This is a genomic window from uncultured Sphingomonas sp., from assembly GCF_913776855.1.
GTDB lineage: Bacteria > Pseudomonadota > Alphaproteobacteria > Sphingomonadales > Sphingomonadaceae > Sphingomonas.
Genome location: NZ_CAJYQD010000004.1, coordinates 1 through 19,635, shown reverse-complemented (window position 1 = coordinate 19,635; position 19,635 = coordinate 1). Strand labels below are relative to the sequence as shown.

The 19,635-nt window shown below is 66.9% G+C and carries 21 protein-coding genes and 2 pseudogenes; 11 read left to right on the top strand and 12 right to left on the bottom strand.

Going from position 1 to position 19,635, the window contains the following annotated elements; genetic code table 11:
- The first annotated feature begins 193 nt into the window (after positions 1-193).
- From QZ755_RS01015 to QZ755_RS01005, 3 genes are read left to right on the top strand one after another with little or no spacing between them, the layout of a single operon-like run.
- The gene (locus QZ755_RS01015) at positions 194-3,181 is read left to right on the top strand and encodes an isoleucine--tRNA ligase (protein ID WP_294318636.1); all 2,988 of its coding nucleotides are present in this window, start codon (positions 194-196) and stop codon (positions 3,179-3,181) included.
- Positions 3,178-3,687: a signal peptidase II gene (lspA, locus tag QZ755_RS01010; RefSeq protein ID WP_294318633.1), complete on the top strand. Its 510-nt coding sequence runs from the start codon at positions 3,178-3,180 to the stop codon at positions 3,685-3,687. The genes QZ755_RS01015 and lspA overlap by 4 nt, the downstream gene beginning before the upstream one ends.
- Positions 3,680-4,084: a DUF3035 domain-containing protein gene (locus QZ755_RS01005; protein WP_242414989.1), complete on the top strand. Its 405-nt coding sequence runs from the start codon at positions 3,680-3,682 to the stop codon at positions 4,082-4,084. The genes lspA and QZ755_RS01005 overlap by 8 nt, the downstream gene beginning before the upstream one ends.
- Before the next feature lie 238 nt (positions 4,085-4,322).
- Here QZ755_RS01005 and QZ755_RS01000 read toward each other — a convergent pair whose 3' ends face one another.
- From QZ755_RS01000 to QZ755_RS00985, 4 genes are all read right to left on the bottom strand, one after another.
- Positions 4,323-5,153, bottom strand: a complete 831-nt coding sequence (locus QZ755_RS01000) for a TorF family putative porin (RefSeq protein ID WP_294318623.1) — start codon at positions 5,151-5,153, stop codon at positions 4,323-4,325.
- 209 nt (positions 5,154-5,362) lie between these two features.
- Positions 5,363-5,827, bottom strand: a complete 465-nt coding sequence (locus tag QZ755_RS00995) for a RidA family protein (RefSeq protein ID WP_055757447.1) — start codon at positions 5,825-5,827, stop codon at positions 5,363-5,365.
- 31 nt (positions 5,828-5,858) lie between these two features.
- Positions 5,859-6,482: an HAD family hydrolase gene (locus tag QZ755_RS00990; protein ID WP_294318620.1), complete on the bottom strand. Its 624-nt coding sequence runs from the start codon at positions 6,480-6,482 to the stop codon at positions 5,859-5,861.
- On the bottom strand, positions 6,479-6,751 hold the full coding sequence (locus QZ755_RS00985) for a DUF3572 domain-containing protein (protein WP_294318618.1): 273 nt from the start codon (positions 6,749-6,751) through the stop codon (positions 6,479-6,481). Before QZ755_RS00985 ends, QZ755_RS00990 begins: the two co-directional genes overlap by 4 nt.
- A 42-nt stretch (positions 6,752-6,793) precedes the next feature.
- Here QZ755_RS00985 and QZ755_RS00980 point away from each other — a divergent pair.
- Positions 6,794-7,153 (top strand): annotated as a pseudogene (locus tag QZ755_RS00980) (response regulator); the annotation flags it as partial.
- Positions 7,154-7,341: 188 nt separating this feature from the next.
- On the opposite strand, the gene QZ755_RS00975 reads toward QZ755_RS00980, so the two are convergent.
- Positions 7,342-7,998: a YoaK family protein gene (locus QZ755_RS00975; protein WP_294318615.1), complete on the bottom strand. Its 657-nt coding sequence runs from the start codon at positions 7,996-7,998 to the stop codon at positions 7,342-7,344.
- Between the two features lie 79 nt (positions 7,999-8,077).
- Here QZ755_RS00975 and QZ755_RS00970 point away from each other — a divergent pair, with 79 nt between their 5' ends.
- Positions 8,078-8,707, top strand: coding sequence for a trimeric intracellular cation channel family protein (locus QZ755_RS00970; protein ID WP_294318611.1), 630 nt, complete (start codon positions 8,078-8,080; stop codon positions 8,705-8,707).
- Positions 8,708-8,870: 163 nt separating this feature from the next.
- Here the strand turns inward: QZ755_RS00970 and QZ755_RS00965 are convergent, their stop codons facing one another.
- The 4 genes from QZ755_RS00965 to QZ755_RS00950 form a co-directional block, all read right to left on the bottom strand.
- Entirely contained in the window at positions 8,871-9,434 is a 564-nt protein-coding gene (locus tag QZ755_RS00965) for a GNAT family N-acetyltransferase (protein WP_294318753.1), read from the bottom strand.
- Positions 9,431-11,317, bottom strand: coding sequence for a signal peptide peptidase SppA (sppA, locus tag QZ755_RS00960; RefSeq protein ID WP_294318610.1), 1,887 nt, complete (start codon positions 11,315-11,317; stop codon positions 9,431-9,433). The genes QZ755_RS00965 and sppA overlap by 4 nt, the downstream gene beginning before the upstream one ends.
- A gap of 138 nt (positions 11,318-11,455) precedes the next feature.
- On the bottom strand, positions 11,456-12,568 hold the full coding sequence (gene dnaN / locus QZ755_RS00955) for a DNA polymerase III subunit beta (protein WP_294318608.1): 1,113 nt from the start codon (positions 12,566-12,568) through the stop codon (positions 11,456-11,458).
- 172 nt (positions 12,569-12,740) lie between these two features.
- Positions 12,741-13,397, bottom strand: a complete 657-nt coding sequence (locus QZ755_RS00950) for an outer membrane beta-barrel protein (RefSeq protein ID WP_294318606.1) — start codon at positions 13,395-13,397, stop codon at positions 12,741-12,743.
- Between the two features lie 134 nt (positions 13,398-13,531).
- Here QZ755_RS00950 and QZ755_RS00945 point away from each other — a divergent pair, with 134 nt between their 5' ends.
- The 3 genes from QZ755_RS00945 to rlmN all read left to right on the top strand — a co-directional run bounded on the left by QZ755_RS00945 (position 13,532) and on the right by rlmN (position 15,996).
- Positions 13,532-14,197 carry a histidine phosphatase family protein gene (locus QZ755_RS00945; protein ID WP_294318603.1) on the top strand — a complete coding sequence of 222 codons (666 nt, stop codon included), beginning with the start codon at positions 13,532-13,534 and terminating at the stop codon, positions 14,195-14,197.
- On the top strand, positions 14,194-14,637 hold the full coding sequence (locus tag QZ755_RS00940) for a hypothetical protein (protein WP_294318601.1): 444 nt from the start codon (positions 14,194-14,196) through the stop codon (positions 14,635-14,637). The genes QZ755_RS00945 and QZ755_RS00940 overlap by 4 nt, the downstream gene beginning before the upstream one ends.
- 159 nt (positions 14,638-14,796) lie before the next feature.
- Positions 14,797-15,996: a 23S rRNA (adenine(2503)-C(2))-methyltransferase RlmN gene (rlmN, locus tag QZ755_RS00935; RefSeq protein ID WP_294318599.1), complete on the top strand. Its 1,200-nt coding sequence runs from the start codon at positions 14,797-14,799 to the stop codon at positions 15,994-15,996.
- A gap of 10 nt (positions 15,997-16,006) precedes the next feature.
- Here the strand turns inward: rlmN and QZ755_RS00930 are convergent, their stop codons facing one another.
- Entirely contained in the window at positions 16,007-16,555 is a 549-nt protein-coding gene (locus tag QZ755_RS00930) for a hypothetical protein (RefSeq protein ID WP_294318596.1), read from the bottom strand.
- A gap of 76 nt (positions 16,556-16,631) precedes the next feature.
- On the opposite strand from QZ755_RS00930, the gene QZ755_RS00925 reads away from it, so the two are divergent.
- Complete coding sequence (locus QZ755_RS00925; protein ID WP_294318593.1) at positions 16,632-17,390, top strand: TSUP family transporter; 759 nt, start codon at positions 16,632-16,634, stop codon at positions 17,388-17,390.
- Here the strand turns inward: QZ755_RS00925 and QZ755_RS00920 are convergent.
- Positions 17,387-17,992, bottom strand: a complete 606-nt coding sequence (locus QZ755_RS00920; protein WP_294318590.1) for a flavin reductase family protein — start codon at positions 17,990-17,992, stop codon at positions 17,387-17,389. The two genes, QZ755_RS00925 and QZ755_RS00920, sit on opposite strands and share 4 nt — an antisense overlap.
- Before the next feature lie 78 nt (positions 17,993-18,070).
- Here QZ755_RS00920 and QZ755_RS00915 point away from each other — a divergent pair, with 78 nt between their 5' ends.
- Complete coding sequence (locus QZ755_RS00915; protein ID WP_294318588.1) at positions 18,071-18,763, top strand: cytochrome b/b6 domain-containing protein; 693 nt, start codon at positions 18,071-18,073, stop codon at positions 18,761-18,763.
- The gene (locus QZ755_RS00910; protein ID WP_294318586.1) at positions 18,760-19,512 is read left to right on the top strand and encodes a molybdopterin-dependent oxidoreductase; all 753 of its coding nucleotides are present in this window, start codon (positions 18,760-18,762) and stop codon (positions 19,510-19,512) included. Before QZ755_RS00915 ends, QZ755_RS00910 begins: the two co-directional genes overlap by 4 nt.
- Before the next feature lie 13 nt (positions 19,513-19,525).
- Here the strand turns inward: QZ755_RS00910 and QZ755_RS00905 are convergent.
- A pseudogene (locus QZ755_RS00905) lies at positions 19,526-19,635 on the bottom strand (IS5/IS1182 family transposase); the annotation flags it as partial.

Sequence of the window (19,635 nt, the reverse complement as noted above, 5' to 3'; positions counted from 1 at the left end):
TCCTTCGACGCGTTGCCACGATGCCGGGCGTCTCCCAGTCGCCGGGCCTTTGCCAGGATCGCAACCTCCTCCGCGTCTCCGCGCCTCCGCGCGAACCCCTTTCTTCTTCCGGCATAGCGTCGCCCGACCGACATCGCCCCTGTAGGAAAGCGGTTTGCGTGGGGCCGCGCATCGGCTAATCGCGGGCATTCCTATGACCGACACGCCCGAACCGACGCGCGACTGGCGCGATACCGTCTTCCTGCCGAAGACCGACTTCCCGATGAAGGCCGGCCTTGCCGCCAAGGAACCCGCGATCCTCGATCGCTGGGCGACAATCGGGCTGTACGATCGCCTGCGTGCCGAGCGGCAGGGCCGCGAGCGCTTCCTGCTGCACGATGGCCCGCCCTACGCCAATGGCGACATCCATATGGGCCATGCGATGAACAAGGTGCTGAAGGACATCGTCGTCCGCACCCAGTCGCTGATGGGCAAGGATGCGCCCTATATTCCGGGGTGGGATTGCCACGGCCTGCCGATCGAATGGAAGATCGAGGAAGCCTATCGCGCCAAGAAGCGCAACAAGGACGAGGTGCCCCCAGCGGAGTTCCGCGCCGAATGCCGCGCCTATGCCGCCAAATGGGTCGATGTGCAGAAGGGCCAGTTCCAACGGCTCGGCATTCTGGGCGACTGGGAAGACCCGTATCTGACCATGAAGTTCGACGCCGAGGCGACCATCGCCGAGGAATTGTTGAAGTTCGCCATGTCGGGCCAGCTCTATCGCGGCGCCAAGCCGGTGATGTGGTCGCCGGTCGAAAAGACTGCGCTGGCCGAGGCCGAGGTCGAGTATGAGGATGTCGTGTCGACGCAGATCGACGTGGCGTTCGAGATCGTCGATGCGCCGAATGCGCCGGAATTGGTCGGCGCACATGCGGTGATCTGGACGACGACGCCGTGGACGATCCCGGTCAATCAGGCTTTGGCTTATGGGCCGGAGGTTGAGTATGTTCTGCTTCCGGCTAACGGAAAGCGCTATTTGGTCGCGCAACGACTGGCGCAGCAGTTCGCTGACCGTGCCAATCTCGGCTACTCCGATGTAACCGAGTTCTTCGATAAGTTCATTAATGAGCGTGGACAGTTCATCCAAGGCTCCGACCTTGTCGGCGCGACCGCCCGCCACCCGATGCACGCGCGCGGCGGGTTCTTTGCCAGGCCGCGGCCGCTGCTGGCCGGTGATTTCGTCACGACCGATGCCGGCACCGGCCTCGTCCACATGGCGCCCGACCATGGCGAGGACGATTTCGAGCTGTGCAAGGCACATGGCATCGAGCCGGTGTTCGCGGTGCAGGGCGATGGCCGGTATCGCGACGACTGGGCGTGGCTGGGCGGCGAAGGCAGCGTCATCAACCCGAAGTTCGTCGCCGCGGGACGTGGCGGCAAGCTGGAGGAAGGGCCGATCTGTCGCGACCTGCGCGAGGCGGGCGCGCTGCTGGCGGCGTCGGACGACTTTGCGCACAGCTATCCGCATAGCTGGCGGTCAAAGGCGAAGGTGATCTTTCGCGCGACGCCGCAATGGTTCATCCCGATGGACCGTTCTTCTAAGCCCTCTCCCCTCCAGGGGAGTTCGGGGTCAACAGCGCCCCGCGCTGTTGAGGTTGTGCCGGGGGCACAACCGACCCCGAACTGGTTGGGAGAGGGGGTGTCGGGCGATCCGTTGCTCTCGGTCACTCACCTCGACGGTAGTCCCCTCTCCCCTGAAGGGGAGAGGGAGTCGAACGGGGCTACGTTGCGTGAAATCGCGCTCGACGCGATCGAACGCACGCGGTTCGTGCCGGAGAAGGGCCGCAACCGGATCGGGGCGATGGTGTCGGGGCGGCCCGACTGGGTCATCAGCCGGCAGCGGGCGTGGGGCGTGCCGATCGCGATGTACGTTAACCGGGCAACCGGCGATTACCTGCGTGACGAGGCGGTCAACGACCGCATTCTGACCGCCTTCCGCGAGGGCGGGGCCGATGCGTGGTATGCGGCGGATCATCAGGCGCTGCTGGGGCCGGACTATGCCCTTGCCGACTATGAGGTCGTGACCGACATCCTCGACGTGTGGTTCGATTCGGGCTGTACCCATGTCTTCACGATCGAGAAGCGCTTCGGAGCGGGCACCCGCGCGAACCTCTATCTCGAAGGGTCGGACCAGCATCGCGGCTGGTTCCAGTCGTCGCTGCTGGAAAGTTGCGGCACGCGGGGACAGGCGCCCTATGACGCGGTGCTGACGCACGGCTTCGCGCTGGACGGCAATGGCCGCAAGATGTCGAAGTCGCTCGGCAATGTCGTCGATCCGTTGAAGGTGATCGGCGAATCGGGCGCGGACATCCTCCGCCTGTGGGTCGCGCAGACCGATTATTTCGAGGATGTGCGGATCGGCAAGGAAGTGCTGGCCGGCACCGGCGACACCTATCGCAAGCTGCGCAACACCTTCCGCTACCTGCTGGGCGCGCTCGACGGGTTCAGCGAGGACGAGCGGGTGCCGGTGGCGGAGATGCCGGGGCTGGAGCGCTATGTCCTGCATCTGCTGGGCACGCTCGACACCGAATTGCGATCGGCGGCGGAGGCGTATGAGTTCAACCGCTATGCGCGCGCGCTGACCGATTTCGCCAACGAGGATCTGTCGGCGTTCTTCTTCGATATCCGCAAGGATTCGCTCTATTGCGATGCGGGTGACGACGTGCGGCGGCGGGCGTATCGCACCGTGCTGGACGTGCTGTTCCACGCCCTCGTCCGCTATGCCGCACCGATCCTCGCGTTCACCGCGGAAGAAGTGTGGCAGGCGCGCTTCCCGAGCGAGGATGGGTCGGTCCATCTGCTCGAATGGCCCGAACTGCCGTCGCTGCCGGCCGACCAGCCGCTGGGTACCGCCTGGGCCGAGGTGCGCGTGCTGCGCCAGCAGGTGACCGAGGCGATCGAGCCGCTGCGCCGTGCCAAGACGGTGCGCTCCAGCCTGGAAGCCGAGGTTACCGTGCCGTCACTGCCGCTGCCCGCGGAGGAGCTGGCCGAACTGTTCATCGTCGCGAAAGTGACCGAAGCCGATGGACCGATCACGGTGACGCGGACGGAGGAGGCCAAGTGCGGGCGCTGCTGGCGGCACCTCCCCGACGTTAGCGTCGATGGCGACCTGTGCGGCCGCTGTGCGGAGGTGGTGGCATGACGTTGCGCAAGATGGCGGTCGTGGTCGCGCTGGTCGTGCTGATCGTCGACCAGTTCGTCAAATACTGGGTCACCGGCCCGATGGGGATCGATTATCCCGGCGCCGAGCTGAACCTGCTGCCGGTGTTCACGCTGCGCTTCGTCCAGAATTTCGGCGTGTCACTGGGGCTGTTGCAGGCTGGCAGCGAATTCGCGCGCTGGGCATTGGTCGCGATGACCGCGATCATCGCCACCGGCGTGGCGGTATGGATCCGGCGCGAGACGCAGAAGCCCGAACTGATCGGCCTGGGGCTGGTGCTGGGCGGGGCGCTGGGCAACATCATCGACCGGGTGCGCTTCGGCTATGTCGTCGACTATGCCGACTTCCATGTTTTCGGCTACAGCCCGTTTCTGGTATTCAACATCGCCGATGCGGCGATTTCGATCGGTGTCGTGATCCTGCTCGTCCGCGCGCTGTTCACGCCAAAGCCGAAGCACGATGTTCCTGTGGAGAAGGCCAATGCGTAAGTTTGTCGTCATCAGCAGCCTCGGCCTGATCCTTGCCGGGTGTCAGGGCAATGCCCTGAACCGCCAGCGTCCCGACGAATTCGCCGTCGCGCGACAAGCGCCGCTGGTGATCCCGCCCGATTATGCGCTAGTCCCGCCGCAGCCGGGCGCCCCGCGTCCGCAGGACACTGCCGCCTCGACGCAGGCGATGCAGGCGCTGTTCGGTGGCCCGGCACAGCGCAGTGCGACCGAGCGGCTGACGCTGGAACAGGCCGGCGGTTCGGGCGCGGCCGATGCGGGCATCCGGTCGGGCGTGGCCGATCCGGGCACCAACGTCGTCGACAAGGGCGCGACCACCCGCGACATCATCGCCGCCCCGGCGGGCGACGGGCAGACGGCGAAGACGACCACGCCGTAACGGATTTGGGTTCGAGTATGAGAAAGGCCGGTTGCCCGTGAGGGCGACCGGCCTTTTTCTTTATGTGCTCCCCTGCCCCAATCCGCTTGCTTCGGGCGCAGGGTCGAGCCTGTTGAGAAGGGATTGCCCCGAACACCGGGTTCTCGACAGACGCTTCTCGACAGGCTCGAAGCTGCTCGAACCGAACGGTTAGGGGAGATGAGGGGCAGGCGCGGTCACCCGCCGCCTGCCCCCTGGATCAGAACGCCGCGGTCAGCGACACCACCACCGTGCTGGCCGCGATCGGGCTGCCGTTGGTCGACTTGCTGAAGTTCGGCTGGAGATAGGTGATGTCGCTCTTCGACAGGTCACTGTCGACATAGGCGACGCCCAGCGTCAGGTTCTTGTAGGTGAAGTCGGTGCCGAGCGACCAGTCCCAGTAATTGCCGGTCGGCGCCATGCTGGTGCCGTTGGGGCCGAGGCCGGGATTGCCGTCCGAATAGCCGATATGCGCCTTCAGCGTGACCGGGGTGTTGGGGACGCCGGCGGCGGCATCGCCCGACAGGTAGATATTGTCCTCCTTGCGCCCGTCGCCGGCGATGAACGGCGTGGCCGACGCGGTGGCGTAGCTGAGCGAGGTCTGCTTGGGCGCGTAGAAGACACCGGCGGTCAGCGTGGCGGGACCGGCGGTGCCCGACAGCTTGCCATAGAATTCGACGACATCGGTTTCGTCGAAGCCGCCCGGATAGGTGTACCAGGTAACGCCGGCATCGACCGTCGCGGTGCCGAACGTCTTCTTGTAGCCGGCGATCAGGTCAAGTTCGAGGTTCGCGCCGCCGAACGTGCCCCAGCCGGCGAGATTCGACCCCCAGGTGCCGATATAGACGCCGCTTTCGTGCGCGATGGTGATGCCGCCCTGTACCGCGACATTCTTGTCGGTCTGCGACACGCCGCGGAAGCGGTAGTCGGAGGTGACGCTGGCGCTGCCACTGATGGTGACGGGCGGCGGCGGCGCGGTGTCCTGCGCAAAGGCGGGCATGGCGGTCGTGGCAGCGAGGATCGCGGCCGGGAGAAGGATCGAGAATCGCATCGTAAACCCTTTCTAGGTTCCGTGGTGATTCTCCTGCGTTCGAGGGTCGCCGCGATTCGGTGGACCTGCAGGTCCGGGCGGTCTGGCCCTCTGCGACCGAATATGTCGAACCGTGCCGCGCTGCACAATGGAAATTGCGCAAGGGTGGGATACGACACACCCGCTGTTGCAGGGGCGCAACAGCGGGTGTGCCGGAAACGAAGAACGGATCAGGCGCGGATCGCGAGGATCGCGTCGATTTCCACGACGGCGCCGAGCGGCAGGACGGGCACGCCGACCGCGCTGCGGGCATGGCGGCCGGCATCGCCGAACAGTTCGACCATCAGTTCCGACGCGCCGTTGGCAACCTTCGGCTGGTCGGTGAAGCTGCCGGCCGAATTGACGAACACGCCGAGCTTTACGACGCGCTCGATCCGGTCGAGGCTGCCCAGTGCCTTTTCGGCCTGTGCCAGGATCATCAGCGCGCACTTCTGTGCCGCCGAGGTCGCGTAGGCGAGGTCGCGATCTTCGCCGGCACGGCCGGTCATCAGATTGCCGTCCTCGAACGGCAGCTGGCCCGACAGGTGCAGCAGGCCGCCGGCCTCTACCGCGGGGACATAGGCCGCGACCGGAGCGGCGGCGACGGGGAGCGACAGGCCGCGTTCGGCCAGCTTTGCGGGGATATCATAAGCCATGGTGCGTTCCTCTCGTGGTTGATCGGTGGGGTCAAGCCCCGGCCGGTTGCCCTTCGGCAAAGCGCGCCTCGATCCAGGCCTGCGCCGTGATCCAATCGTCGATCCGGGCATGGGCGGCAGGCGCCGGGGGGACATGGACGGCAAGGTCGGGTTCGGAAATCATGTGCAGCCGGAACACGCCCGGCGCGCTCTCCGCGACCGATTCGTGATGGACGGCGAGGTCGTCGACGAACACCGCGACGCTGGGGTTGTATTCCGCCAGCAGCCGGGCGACCGGCGGGCCCTTGCCCCCCTGGTTGCATTCGACGCGGTGGACGATGCCGTGGGTCGCCAGCTGGTCGATCCGGTGCGTACGGCAATGGTCCTGCAGATTGGTCAGCACGACGATATCGGCCTGCTGCGCCAGCGCGGCCAATGCGTCGCGCGCGTGCGGGACGAGGGTCTGGCGCCCCATCTGGGCGGGGAAGAAGCCGTCGAGCATCCCCCACATCGCCTCGCGGTCCAGCGCAGTCCCGTCGGCGCGGGTCATCGACCGCGCGAAATCACCGCCGGCCATGTTGAAGTCGATCGCATGTTCCTCGCCCAGCCAGTGCCCGAAATGGCGGACCATGTGCAGCAGGACTTCGTCGCAATCGGTGATGAGCAGGGGTTTCATGCACGCTCCAGTTCGGCACGCGCCCGGACCAGGGCGGTCGGGGCCACAGCCAGCGCCTCGGCACAGGCGATAAGGTCGGGTTCGTAGGATTCGAGATGGCCGAGCAGCTGCGCGAGGAAGCCGGGATCGCCTGCCCGCGCGCGCAGCTCGACCGGATCGATGCCGGTCAGCGCGAGGAACCGGTCGCGGCGGGTGTCGTCGCCGATCACCCACACCAGCGCGTTCAGGCCCAGCGTCGCCGCGTCTTCATTTGTTTCCGGCCTGCGCATCGCCTAGACAGCCTTTCGAACTTCCAACGGGATGCAAAGCGCGTGGCAAAAAGGGTACTCGTTGTCGAGGACAACGAACTGAACCTGAAGCTGTTCTGCGACCTGTTGCGCGCGCATGGCTTCGAAACCGAACCGGTGCGCGACGGACGCGAGGCGGTAGCGAAGGCGCGGGCGTTCCTGCCCGACCTCATCATCACCGACATTCAGTTGCCGCACATGACGGGCCTTGAGCTGATCCAGATGCTGAAGGCCGATGCGCGCTTACGCACCGTGCCGATCATGGCGGTTACCGCCTATTCCGGGCGCGACGACGAGGACCGGGTGCGCGCCGCCGGGGCCAATGCCTATGTCACCAAGCCGATTTCGGTGGTGCGGTTCGTCGGCGAGGTGCGGGCGTTGTTGCCGGTCGACGAGGCGTCAACGCTGGACGGCGGGTCGGCGGATGGAACTGCGCGCGACGACTGAACTTCGTCATTCCCGCGCAGGCGGGAATCCATAACCGCCGACGTCCCGGCTGGAGTCGCAGCGTCAGCGTGTATGGGCTCCCGCCTTCGCGGGAGTGACGAAGGGGGGTAGAACGCGCGAGCCCCTCACTCCCAAGCCACCTTCGCCACCAGCATTGTCAGCAAAGCCGCCAGCGCCGCCGCGACCCAGAGCGACGCGAGGCCCAGCCAGTTCCAGCCGATGCCACCGATCGTCACCCCGGCGACGAAGCCCAGCCATAGCAGCAGGTCACGGCGCGGCCCCGGTGCATCACGCTCCCCCATCAGCCGCCGGGCCAACCGCTGGCCGATGCGGACCAGCGTGCCGGTCATGTAAGTGAGGCCCACCCGCACCTCGCCATCGGGCGCGACGACGCCGTTCTGCGCCCCCATCGCGGCGGCAAGCAGCAGCATTGCGAGGGTCAGCGGGGCGAAGGTCGCGAGTGCCGCGCCCAGCGCCAGCAGGATGGTGACGAGGCCCATCACCGCCTCCGCCCGCCGCCCCTGCCCCAACCGCTCGGCCGCCGCCGCCCCGGTGATGGTACCGAACATCGCGCCGGCGACGAACGACAGCACCAGCGCGGCGGCGATCGCGGACGCGCCGTTCCAGCCATGGGCGAGGCCGACGCCGAACCGGGTCGAATTGCCCGACATGAACGAGGCGAAGAACCCGCCAAGGCCGCTGAACGCCAGCGCATCGACGATACCGGCCAGCGCGGCGAGCAGGACGGTGACGAGGGTGGCGGCGGGAGTGAGACGACGCATGGATTTCCTAATGCCCGATCGGCCGGGGGCGGGGCAATGCCCCCTCGCCACTCGCCCATCCGTACGATAGCGAGGCGGGATGGTTCCCTCTCCACAGGCGCTGGGGCAGATGCTCGGCGCGCTCGACATGATCGGTATCGCGGTGTTCGCCGCGTCGGGCGCGCTGGCGGCGACACGCGCGGCGCAGACGTTCGTCACCGCCGCGTTCTTCGCGCTGATCACCGGGGTCGGCGGGGGGACGGTGCGCGACCTGCTGATCGGCGCGCCGGTGTTCTGGGTCCATGGGTCGCCGGTCGCGGCGATCTGTATTGGGGTCGCGTTGCTGGTGTGGATCACGCCCGAACATTGGTGGCGGGACAAGGCGCTCGACTGGCTCGATGCCGCCGGCCTCGCCGCCTATGCGGTGTTCGGCGCGGCAAAGGCGCTCAGTTTCGGGGTGCCGCCATTGCAGGCGGGGATGATGGGGGTGCTGACCGCGTGCGTCGGCGGCATATTGCGCGACGTGCTGGCCGGGGTGCCATCGATCCTGATGCGGCCCGAGCTGTACGTGACGGCGGCGGCGCTGGCGGCGGGGCTGCATGTCGTGCTGGTGGGGTGCGGTCTGCCACCGTTCGTCGCGGCACTGCCGGCGGCGGCGGCGGGGTTCGTGCTGCGCGGGGCGGCGATCCGGTTCCGGATCGCGCTGCCGGCGTATCGGGGGAAGCGGTAGGGGGGGCTGTCTCCTTTTCTCCACTCCGTTTGGTTCGAGCGGAGGTTCGAGCCAGTCGAGAACCGAAGTCGACAAGGGGGTGCCCCAAACGCTGGAGTTCTCGACGGACGCTTCTCGACAGGCTCGAAGCTGCTCGAACCGAACGGATTTGTTCAGGGTGAGGTTACCCCCGCACCACGCCCGTCTCGCTGAATGGCTTCGGCTCGCGTGGCGACACCGCGCTGTCGTTCAGCTGGCATTGCCAGAAGCCGACATCGATCCAGCGGCCCTGCTTGAACCCGATTTCGCGATACACCCCGGCGCGGCGGAAGCCGACCGCCTCGTGCAGCGTGATCGAGGCGTCGTTGGGCAGCGACAACACGCCGATCGCCTGGGTAAAGCCCTGCGCGCGGAGCGTGTCGACCAGCGCTTCGTAAAGCAGCCGGCCGGTGCCCTTCTGCTGCGCGCCGCCCGCCATGTAGATCGAGGTTTCGACGACATAGCGGTACGCCGGGCGATCACGGAACTTCGTCGCATAGGCATAGCCCAGCACCGCATCGCCGTCCGCCGGACCGGTGGTCGCGACCAGCCACGGATAATAGCCGTCGCTGTGCGCCATCCGGTGGCGGATCGCGCGGGCGTCCGGGGCCTCGGTTTCGAACGACACCGTGCCGCCCAGCACATAGGGGGCGTAGATCGCGGCGATGGCGGCGGCATCCTCGCTCCGCGCCGGGCGGATCGCGATCATGCGAACCACCGCGCGACGATCAGGTCGAAGAGCGAGGCATCCTCCGCCGACGCGGCGACCGGCCCCAGCCCGGCGCATTCAAGGCAACGCGCCTGCACCCCGGTCGGCGCGGTCAGCATCCGCCGCGCATCGCCCAGCGCCTGTGCCAGCACGCCACGCTGTTCGAGCGCAGCCCGGCCGAGCAGGTCGGTCGCCGCCTGATCCGGCGCGTCGCCGCGTTCGCGGTCGGCAAAGCCCTTCAGCGCCTTTTCGAGCGCCGAGGGTTCCTTTTCGAGATAGACGGCCTGCACCTTGGCCGGATCGAGCCTGGCAAGGCGGGCGGCTTCGGCAACGGCGTCGCCCAGATTGCCGAAGCGGTCGACCAGTTTCAGCTGGTGCGCGGTGCCGCCGTCCCAGACGCGCCCCTGCCCGATCTGGTCGACGCGCGCCTGCGGCAGCTTGCGCGATTGCGCGACCAGGCCGGTGAAGCGGGCATAGATATGCTCGACCCCGCTCTGCATGATTGCGTCGAACGCGCCGTTGGTGCCGCGCAGCACGTCAGGCTGGCCGCTCAAGGGCGTGGTGCCAACACCATCGGCCGACACGCCGACCTTCGACAGGGTGTTCTCAAAGGTAGGGATGACGCCGAACACGCCGATCGACCCGGTGATGGTGTTTGGTTCGGCAAAGATCACGTCACCCGGCGTCGACACCCAATAGCCACCCGATGCGGCAAGGCCGCCCATCGATACGACGACCGGGATCTTCGCGACATTCTTCGCCTGCAGGATCGCCTGCCGGATGCGTTCGGACGCCAGCACCGATCCGCCGGGCGAATCGACGCGGACGACCAGTGCCTTCAGGTTCTTGGTCGCAAGGCCATCGAGCAGCAGCTTGGCGATGGTGTCCCCGCCCGCCGTGCCCGGCTTCGCCTCGCCATCGACGATCGTGCCGGCGACGGTGATGACGCCGACCGCATCGCCCGAGGTCGAGACCGGGTTCGCCGCCAGCCAGCTGGCATATTTGATCGTACGGAAGCTGCCTGCCGCCTTCCCCTTGTCCTCGCCGGCCAATGCCGCGACGCGCTTGCCAAAGGCGATGCGGTCGCCGAGCTGGTCGACCAGCCCGCTGCGCAGATTGGCCTGCGCGACGTCGCCGCCCGCCGCCTGGATCACCGCTTCGGGACGGGTCAGGAACGCGTCGAGCTGTGCCTTGGGCCGCGCCTTCTGCACTGCCGACCGCCACTGATCGAAGATCGCGCCGTACAGCGCCTGGTTGGCGGCGCGGGCCGGTTCGGACTGGTCGGCACGGGTAAAGGGTTCGACCGCCGACTTGAACTGGCCGACGCGATAGACATGGGCGTTGACGCCCAGCTTGTCGATCAGGCCCTTGTAATAGAGCTGCGGGCCGCCGGGGCCGCGAAACATCGTGCCGCCGAACGGATTTTCCCACACTTCGCTGGCGTTCGACGCGATGCGATAGCCGCCGTCGGTATAGAGCGTGGCATAGGCCAGCACCGGCTTGCCGCTGGCGCGCACGCGGGCAACGGCATCGCCGACCTCGGCCAGCGCGGCGGGATAGCCGCCGGCGAACTTGTCCATGTCGAGGACCACCGCCTTCACCCGCGCATCGTCCTTTGCGGTGTCCAGCGCGCGCACGACGTCACGCAGCCGCAGTTCCTGTGCCGCCGGCTGGCCGCTCAAGAGCGCGACCGGATCGGCCTCCGCCGGTTGTTCGACGATCGAACCCGACAGGTCGAGGACCAGCGCGCCATCGGCGATGCGAGTGTTGGGGCGGCTGGACAAGGCCGCGAACAGGCTGCCGAAGAACAACAGCATCAGGAGCAGCACGAGACCGTCCTTGATGCCGACCAGCAGCTTCCACGCACCCCGGACCAGTTTCACGGCAATTCCTTCGAGCTTATCGTCTAGCGATAAATAAGCGGATGGTCGGGGGAGTAAAGCACCGATGGTCCCGACCGGATACGAAAAGGCCCCGCACGCAACGCGCACGGGGCCGTTTATGCGACGACCGTGCGCGCGTCAGACGCGCATCGGCATCAATACATAGAGCGCGGGCGACGCGTCGTTCTCGCGGATCAGCGTCGGGGCGGCGGCGTCCGACAAATGAACTTCGCACAGATCGCTGTCGATCTGCCCCAATATGTCGAGCAGATAGCGGCTGTTGAAGCCGATTTCGAACGGCAGCGCGGTATATTCGCCGGGCACTTCCTCCGCCGCCGCGCCGTTTTCGGGGCTGGTGACCGATAGGGTGATCTTGTCGCGATCGAGCGCCATCTTGACCGCGCGGGTCTTTTCGGTGGCGATGGTCGACACGCGGTCGACGCCGGCCATGAAGCTCTTCGGATCGAGCTTGAGCAGCTTGTCGTTCGCGGTCGGGATGACGCGCGAATAATAGGGGAAGGTGCCATCGATCAGCTTGCTGGTCAGGATTGCCTGTCCCAGGTCGAAGCGGATCTTGCTGCCCGACAGCGACACGCCGACCGACCCGTCGACTTCATCGAGAAGCTTGCGCAGTTCGGCGACACATTTGCGCGGCACGATGACGTCGGGCATCTTGTCGGCGCCCTCGGGCCGTTCGACCGTCATGCGCGCGAGGCGGTGGCCATCGGTCGCGGCGGCCTTCAGCACCGGCTTCCCGTTATCGTCCGCGACATGCAGGAAGATGCCGTTGAGATAATAGCGCGTTTCCTCGGTCGAGATCGCGAAGCGGGTCTTGTCGATGATCGCCTTCAGCGTGGTCGCGGGGAGTTCGAACTGGGTCGGCAGTTCGCCCTCGGCGATCACCGGGAAATCGTCGCGCGGCAGCGTCGACAGGTTGAAGCGCGCGCGGCCGGCGACGATGGTCAGGCGACCTTCGGCGGCGGACAGCTGTACCTGCGCGCCGTCGGGCAGCTTGCGCGCGATGTCGAACAGGGTGTGCGCCGACACGGTGATCGCGCCCGGCTGGTCGATCGCCGCGGCGATGGTTTCGTCGATCTGCAGGTCGAGGTCGGTCGCCATCAGGCGGATGCTCGATTCGCCCGCCTCGATCAGGACGTTCGACAGGATCGGGATGGTGTTGCGCCGCTCGACCACCGACTGGACGTGGCTGAGGCCCTTCAACAGGGTCGCGCGTTCGATCGTCGCCTTCATGATGTTCCCCCGCGCGGATGCGCATCGTAATCGAGGTCCGGCGGACTCGGCCGGCACCTCCTAAAATCCAATGCAGCCTGTCTAACGCAAAGAAAGGCCGGAGCAAGCTGCTCCGGCCTTCCTCGCGTCCAAGTGGTTAGCACATGGTTAACGCGCTAACCCTGTTTGTTCATCAGAACCGGATGCCGACGCCGGCGACGACCTGGTGGCGGTCGGTGTCGATGTCGAAGTTCGACGTGGTGCTGCCGTCGCGGAACTGGAAATCGGCGTTGTTGTAGTTCGAATAGCGATATTCGAGCTTGGCATAGGCGCGCGAGCCGATCGCCTGTTCGACACCGGCGCCCAGACGATAGCCGTTCAGTTCGAAATTCTCACGGCTGTCGACCGTGCCATCGCTGGCCACGACGTTCAGGCGGGCATTGGTGTAGCCGCCCTTCACATAGACCAGCGTTTCCGGACCGGCGAGCAGGCCGGCGCGCGCGCCGACATACAGGTCGCGGCCGGTCTTCACGCTGCCGAAGCCGAAGAAGTTCGGGTCGGTGCGCGCGGTTTCGACCTTGCCCGTCGACCCGGTATATTCGCCCTCGACCCCGATCAGGAAGTTGCTGAGCGCGAAGTCGTAACCGGCGTCGACGCCGTACACCATGCCGTTCACGGTCTGGTTATCGCCGTCGAGGTCGCTATCCTCGGTGCTGCCCGGACGGATACCGTCATAACCGGCCAGCGCACCGACGCGGAAACCAGTGAAGGCGGGGTTCACGTCCTGCGCGAAGGCAGGGGTCGCCAGCATCGTGCCGGCAGCGGCAAGGCCAAGGATGAGGGTACGCATACTGAAAACTCCATTATCACCGCCCATGGTCAGGGCGCGGAGGTTCAATGGACGTTTTGGACAGGCGTTGCATGAACCTCACCTAAACAGCGAAATCCGTTGCAATTGCGCAACACCGGCTTGAAAGCAGAACCATGACGACCCAGCCCCCAGCCCGACGCCAAGGCCGCGACTTCATCGCCCGGCATGGCGAGACGGTCTATAATATCGCGCAACGGATGCAGGGGGACCACCCGCACACCCCGCTGACCCGCGCCGGCTTTGCCCAGGCCGACGCGATGGGCGCGGCGCTGCGCGAGATGCTGGGCGCACGGCCGAACCTGACCCTGTGGGCGTCGAGCGCGGGGCGGGCGTTGCAGACGCTGGCGATCATCGCCGAGCATCTGGAACTGGACTGGCACGCGGCGCGCCGCGACGACCGGCTGGTCGAGATCGGCATGGGCGAATGGTCGGGCCGCTATTATCGCGAACTGACCGGGGCGGATGCCGATTTCCTCGATGTCGAGGCGCGGCTGTACCGGCGTCCGGCGCCGGGCGGCGAGTGGTATGACGCGATCGCCGCGCGGGTCGGCCGCTGGGCGGCGGATACGGCGGAGGATCCCGGCGACCGGTTGGTCATCATGCACGGCATGTCCAGCCGGGTGCTGCGCGGGGTGCTGACCGGCGCGCCCATCGATCCGCGCTTCGACGCGCCGGTCGCCGACGATCTGCCGCAAGGGTCGATCGCGCTGATCGCGGGCGGGCGGGAAAGCGTACCGCATGTCGGCCGGGGGCGGGCTTCGCTCGCCGCACCTGCTTGATCGCGCTGCTGCTGGCGGTGGCGGCACCGCAGGCGATCGGTATTCACCAGCGCTGGGGCGCGTTTCGGGGCGAGGGACCGACGCGCTGCTATGCGATCAGCCGCCCGGTGCAGGGCAAGACCGGCGCGCCGTTCGCCAGCGTCGCGACCTGGCCAGGGGCGGGTGTGCGCGGACAGCTGCATGTGCGGCTGAGCCGGCCCAGGAGCGACCGGGCGCGCGTCGTGCTGGCGATCGGCGAGCGGCGCTTCGACCTCACCGCCGGGCGGATCGATGCGTGGAGCCCCGACGCGGCGACCGACCGCGCGATCGTCGCGGCGATGCGCGGCGGACGGTCGATGAGCGTCGAGAGCGTGGCCACGAACGGCGCGGCGTTCGTCGACGTCTATGCGCTGTCGGGAGCGGCGACCGCGATCGATGCGGCAGCGCTGGCGTGTTTGTGAGGGCAGCTTTCCCACGACGTCGCCTCAGCGAAGGCTGAGGCCTCCAGCGGCTCCTGTCCCGTGCTGTCACCGGGAGATCCCAGCCTGCGCTGGGATGACGTGCGGGGTAGCGGATACCCGCCAGTGGAAATCCCGCCCGAAATCGGCTATGTCCCGCCGATGCTGACAGTCTCGACGCCGCCCATGCCGATTCCCGGCCATGTCGATCCCGTGCCCGTGCCTCGTGGCCTTGCCCCGCGTCCCGATGGGCGTACCGATCTGGTCGGACTGTCGAAGCCCGAGATTCGCGCCGCACTGGAAGCGGCCGGCTTCGATGGCCGCCAAGCCAAGCTGCGCGCCAAGCAGCTGTGGCACTGGATCTACAATCGCGGCGCGACCGAGTTCGCCGCGATGACCGACATTGCCAAGGCGCAGCATCCGGTGTTGGAAAAGCACTTCGTCGTCGGGCGGCCCGATGTGAAGGAAGCGCCGGTGTCGACCGACGGCACGCGCAAATGGCTGCTGACCTCCCCCGACGGGCAGGATTACGAGATGGTGTTCATCCCCGACGCCGATCGGGGGACGCTATGCGTGTCGAGCCAGGTCGGCTGCACCCTCAACTGCACCTTCTGCCACACCGGCACGATGCGCCTCGTCCGCAACCTGACCGCTGGTGAAATCGTGGGGCAGGTGATGCTGGCGCGCGATGCGCTGGGCGAATGGCCGAGCCAGCCCGAGGGGCGGATGCTCACCAACATCGTGATGATGGGCATGGGCGAGCCGCTGTATAATTTCGATTCGGTGCGCGATGCGCTGGGCGTGGTGATGGACGGCGATGGCCTCGCCCTGTCCAAGCGGCGGATCACGCTCAGCACGTCGGGCGTGGTGCCGATGATGGCCCGCGCGGGCGCGGAGATCGGCGTGAATCTGGCGGTGTCGCTGCACGCCGTGACGAAGGAAGTGCGCGACGAGATCGTGCCGCTCAACCGCAAATACGGCATCGAGGAACTGTTGCAGGCGTGTGCCGATTATCCCGGCGCGAACAATGCGCGGCGGATCACGTTCGAATATGTCATGCTGAAGGACAAGAACGACAGCGACGACGATGCGCGCGAGTTGGTGCGGCTGCTGCGCAAATACCAGCTGCCGGCCAAGGTCAATCTGATCCCGTTCAACCCGTGGCCGGGCGCGCCGTACGAATGCTCGACGCCGGAGCGTATCCGTGCGTTCAGCGACATCGTGTTCGAAGGCGGCATCTCCGCCCCCGTCCGCCGGACGCGCGGGCAGGACATCGGCGCGGCGTGCGGCCAGCTGAAGACGGCGGCGGAGAAGAAGAGCCGGGCCGAGCGCGATCGCGAGGCGGCGGAAGCGGCGGCCTGACGCCGCCCTGCTACGTCGCCAGTCGCGCGGCCACCCAGTCGCGCAGCATCGCCGCCTCGGCTTCGTCCACGCCGCCGGCAAAGCCGATCGTCCGCGCGCCATGATCGAATTGGACGGCGCCCATCCGGCTGATGAACGGGGCGAATCCGGCCTGGCTCTTGTCGAGGAAACCCTGCGCCGGCGCACGCAGGTTCCGCACCTCGCCGCCGCGATAGATGCGCGTCCGTTTGAATGGTCCTGCGCGCAACTGTAGCCAGAGGTCCCCGGCGCGCACGGCAACCACTTCCCGCCCGGCGAGCTGCCACAGGATCGAGGAAGCGGCAAAAGCCCATCCGGCTGCCCAGCCGACCAGCCAGACGCACAGGAACCACTGAAATTCCCGCGTGACCTCAGCGATCGCCGCGACGCCGCCGAACGTCCACATCGTCAGCCAGACGCACAGGAACGGCAACGCGAACCAGTTGCGACGGGCGGGAAGGACGATGGATGCGCCCGTACCGTCGACGACGATCCGGTGGCGGGGCGGGCGGGGCGTGACATAGCGCGGGGCGGCGGGCATCGCACTATACGCTATGCCACGCTCCTGTGGGTGTCACCCCCTCGACAGCGTGTCGGCGATAGTATCTAGCGACACCATGCTCGATGCGACCTCCCTGGCCCTTGCCGCCGGTGCCGGCGTCCTTGGCGGTGCGATGAACGCGCTGGCCGGGGGTGGCACCTTTGCGACGATGCCCGCGCTGATCGCACTGGGGCTGCCCGGATCGATCGCCAATGCGACGTCCAACGTCGCGTTGCAGCCCGGCGCGATCGCCAGCGCATGGGCATTCCGCCGCGGGCTGGGACCGTTGGGCGGGATACCGATCCGGGTGCTGGCGTCGATCACCTTTGTCTCCGGACTGCTGGGCAGCCTGTTGCTGGTGTGGACGCCCAGCACCCTGTTCGACGTCATCGTGCCATGGCTGTTGCTCATCGCGTTCCTCGCCATCGCGTTCGGGCGGCGCGCGGCGGACTGGCTGCACGACAAGGTGACGATCGGCCCGGCGACCCTGGTCGTGGCGCAGGTGCTGCTGGGCATCTACGGCGGCTATTTCGGCGGCGGCGTGGGGATGATGGTCACCGCGACCTATGGCCTGCTTGCCGGACAGAGCGTGAAGTCGATGGCCGCGCCGCGCACGCTAATGCTGGCCACAGCCAACAGCGCGGCGGCGATCATCTTCGTGGCGACCGGCATGGTCGCATGGGCCGCGTGCGTGCCGATGATCCTCGGCGGCATCCTCGGCGGATGGCTGGGCGCGAAGCTCGGCGTGCGGCTGACGCCGGGGCAGATTCGTGGGTGGACGTTGCTGGTGACGTTCAGCGTGACGGTCGTGTTCTTCGTCCGCGCCTATCGCTAACCCGGTCGGCGCATCTCGAAGCGGTCGCCCGGTTCGAAATAATCCCCTGCCCCGCCGCCGCGCAGGATCGGATGGGCGCGTTCGGTGCGATAGACTCCATCGTCGAGCAGTGCCGGGTCGATATGCACCTGCACCACCTCTCCCAGCACCAGCCACGTATCGATGTCCCCGCCCCGATGGTCGGTCAGGCGGACGATCTGCGTCGTGCGGCATTCGAACTGGACCGGCGATCCGGCGACGCGCGGCGGCGCGACGATCGTGGAGGGCAAGGTGTCGAGCTTTGCCAGCGTGAATTCATCCGTCTCGGTCGTCGCCGAGGTAGCGTTCATCGCCTCCGCCTGCCCCCGCGTGGCGAGGTTCCAGACGAACTCGCCGGTCGCGCGGGCATTGGCCAATGTATCCTTGGCCCCGGTCGACGCGAAGCCGATGATCGGCGGGCGATAGTTGAACGCGTTGAAGAAACTGTAGGGTGCGAGATTGCGTTTCCCTTCGTACGACAGGCTGGAAATCCAGCCGATCGGGCGCGGGGCGACGATGGCATTGAACGGATCGTGCGACAGGCGATGGCCATCGGCCGGGGCATAGGAATGGAAATCGGTCATGGGGTTGCTCAACGCACGATATGGACCGGGGGTGCAACGCCCCTTCGCACCGCCCGCGTCGCGGCATAGGATGGCGGCATGACGACGCGAACGATCAGGCGCCACGCGCTCGCCACCCGGCTGTGGCACTGGGTCAATGCCGTCGCGGTCATCATCCTGATCGGCAGCGGGCTGATGATCCTGAACGCGCATCCCCGGCTCTATTGGGGCCGCTATGGCGCGAATTTCGACCATGCGTGGATCACGTTCGACCGGTTTCCGGGATGGGTCACGATCCCGCAGACCTATAATCTGGCGCTCGCGCGCAATTGGCATTTGTCGTTCGCGCTGGTGCTGGGGTTCGGGCTGCTGGCCTATATGATTGCCAGCCTGCTCAACCGGCATTTCCGGCGCGACTTGACGATCCGGCGGGGCGAACTGGCCCCGCGGCACCTGCTGGCCGATATTCGTGCGCATCTGGCCTTCCGCTTCCATGATCCGGAGGCGCCGGGTGATTACAATGTGTTGCAAAAGCTGAGCTATGTCTTGGTGATCTTCGGGCTGCTGCCGCTGGTGATCGCGACCGGCATCACCATGTCGCCGGGGCTGAACGCAGCGTTTCCGTGGTTGCTTGAGCTATTGGGCGGGCGGCAATCGGCGCGCTCGATCCATTTCCTAGCGGCCAGCGGCATTACGTTGTTCGTGATCGTCCATCTGGTGCTGGTGATCCTTGCCGGTGCGGTTAACGAGGTGCGCTCGATGATTACCGGTCGCTGGCGGGTGCCCGAATGAGCCGGCTGCTCTCCCGCCGGTCGGCGCTGGTGGTCGGGGCCGGTGGACTGGTCGCGGCGTGCGACAAGGTGGCGCAACTGCCCACGGCGCAGAAACTGCTGGGTGGCGCAGAAACCGTCCATCGCGGCCTGCAACGCGCGATCACCGCGCGGGACGCACTGGCGGTCGAATATCGCCCCGACCAGCGATCGCCGATCTTTCGCGCCAATGGTACCAACAATCCCAACACGCCCGGTTACAACGCCCATGTCGCGAACCGCTTCGCCGATTGGCGGGTGACGATCGACGGACTGGTCGCACGACCGCTGTCGCTGCGGCTCGACCAGATCCGGTCGATGCCGTCGCGCCAGCAGATCACGCGGCATGATTGCGTCGAGGGGTGGAGTGCGATCGGCAAATGGACCGGGCCACGCCTGTCGCGCCTGCTCGACCTTGCGGGGTTGCGGCCGGATGCGCGCTATCTGGTGTTCCATTGTGCCGATGCGATCGGCGGACGGCGCTATTATGAATCGATCGATCTGGTCGACGCCTTTCACCCGCAGACGATCCTGGCCTGGGCGCTCAACGACCGGCTGCTGGCCGTGCCCAACGGCGCGCCGCTGCGCCTCAGGGTCGAGCGGCAGCTGGGCTACAAGCATGCCAAATATGTCGAGCGGATCGAGGCGGTGGCGGCGTTGACCGGAATCGCCGGGGGCAAGGGCGGCTTTTGGGAAGATGTCGCCGGCTACGACTGGTACGCCGGGATCTAGGCCGGATCGACATTCATCGTAGCCAGATCATGGCAGCGGCGAGATGGACGAAGCCGGTGAAGTGGATGATGCGGCGGTCGTAGCGAGTAGCGAAGCGTCGGAAATGTTTGAGGCGACCGAAGC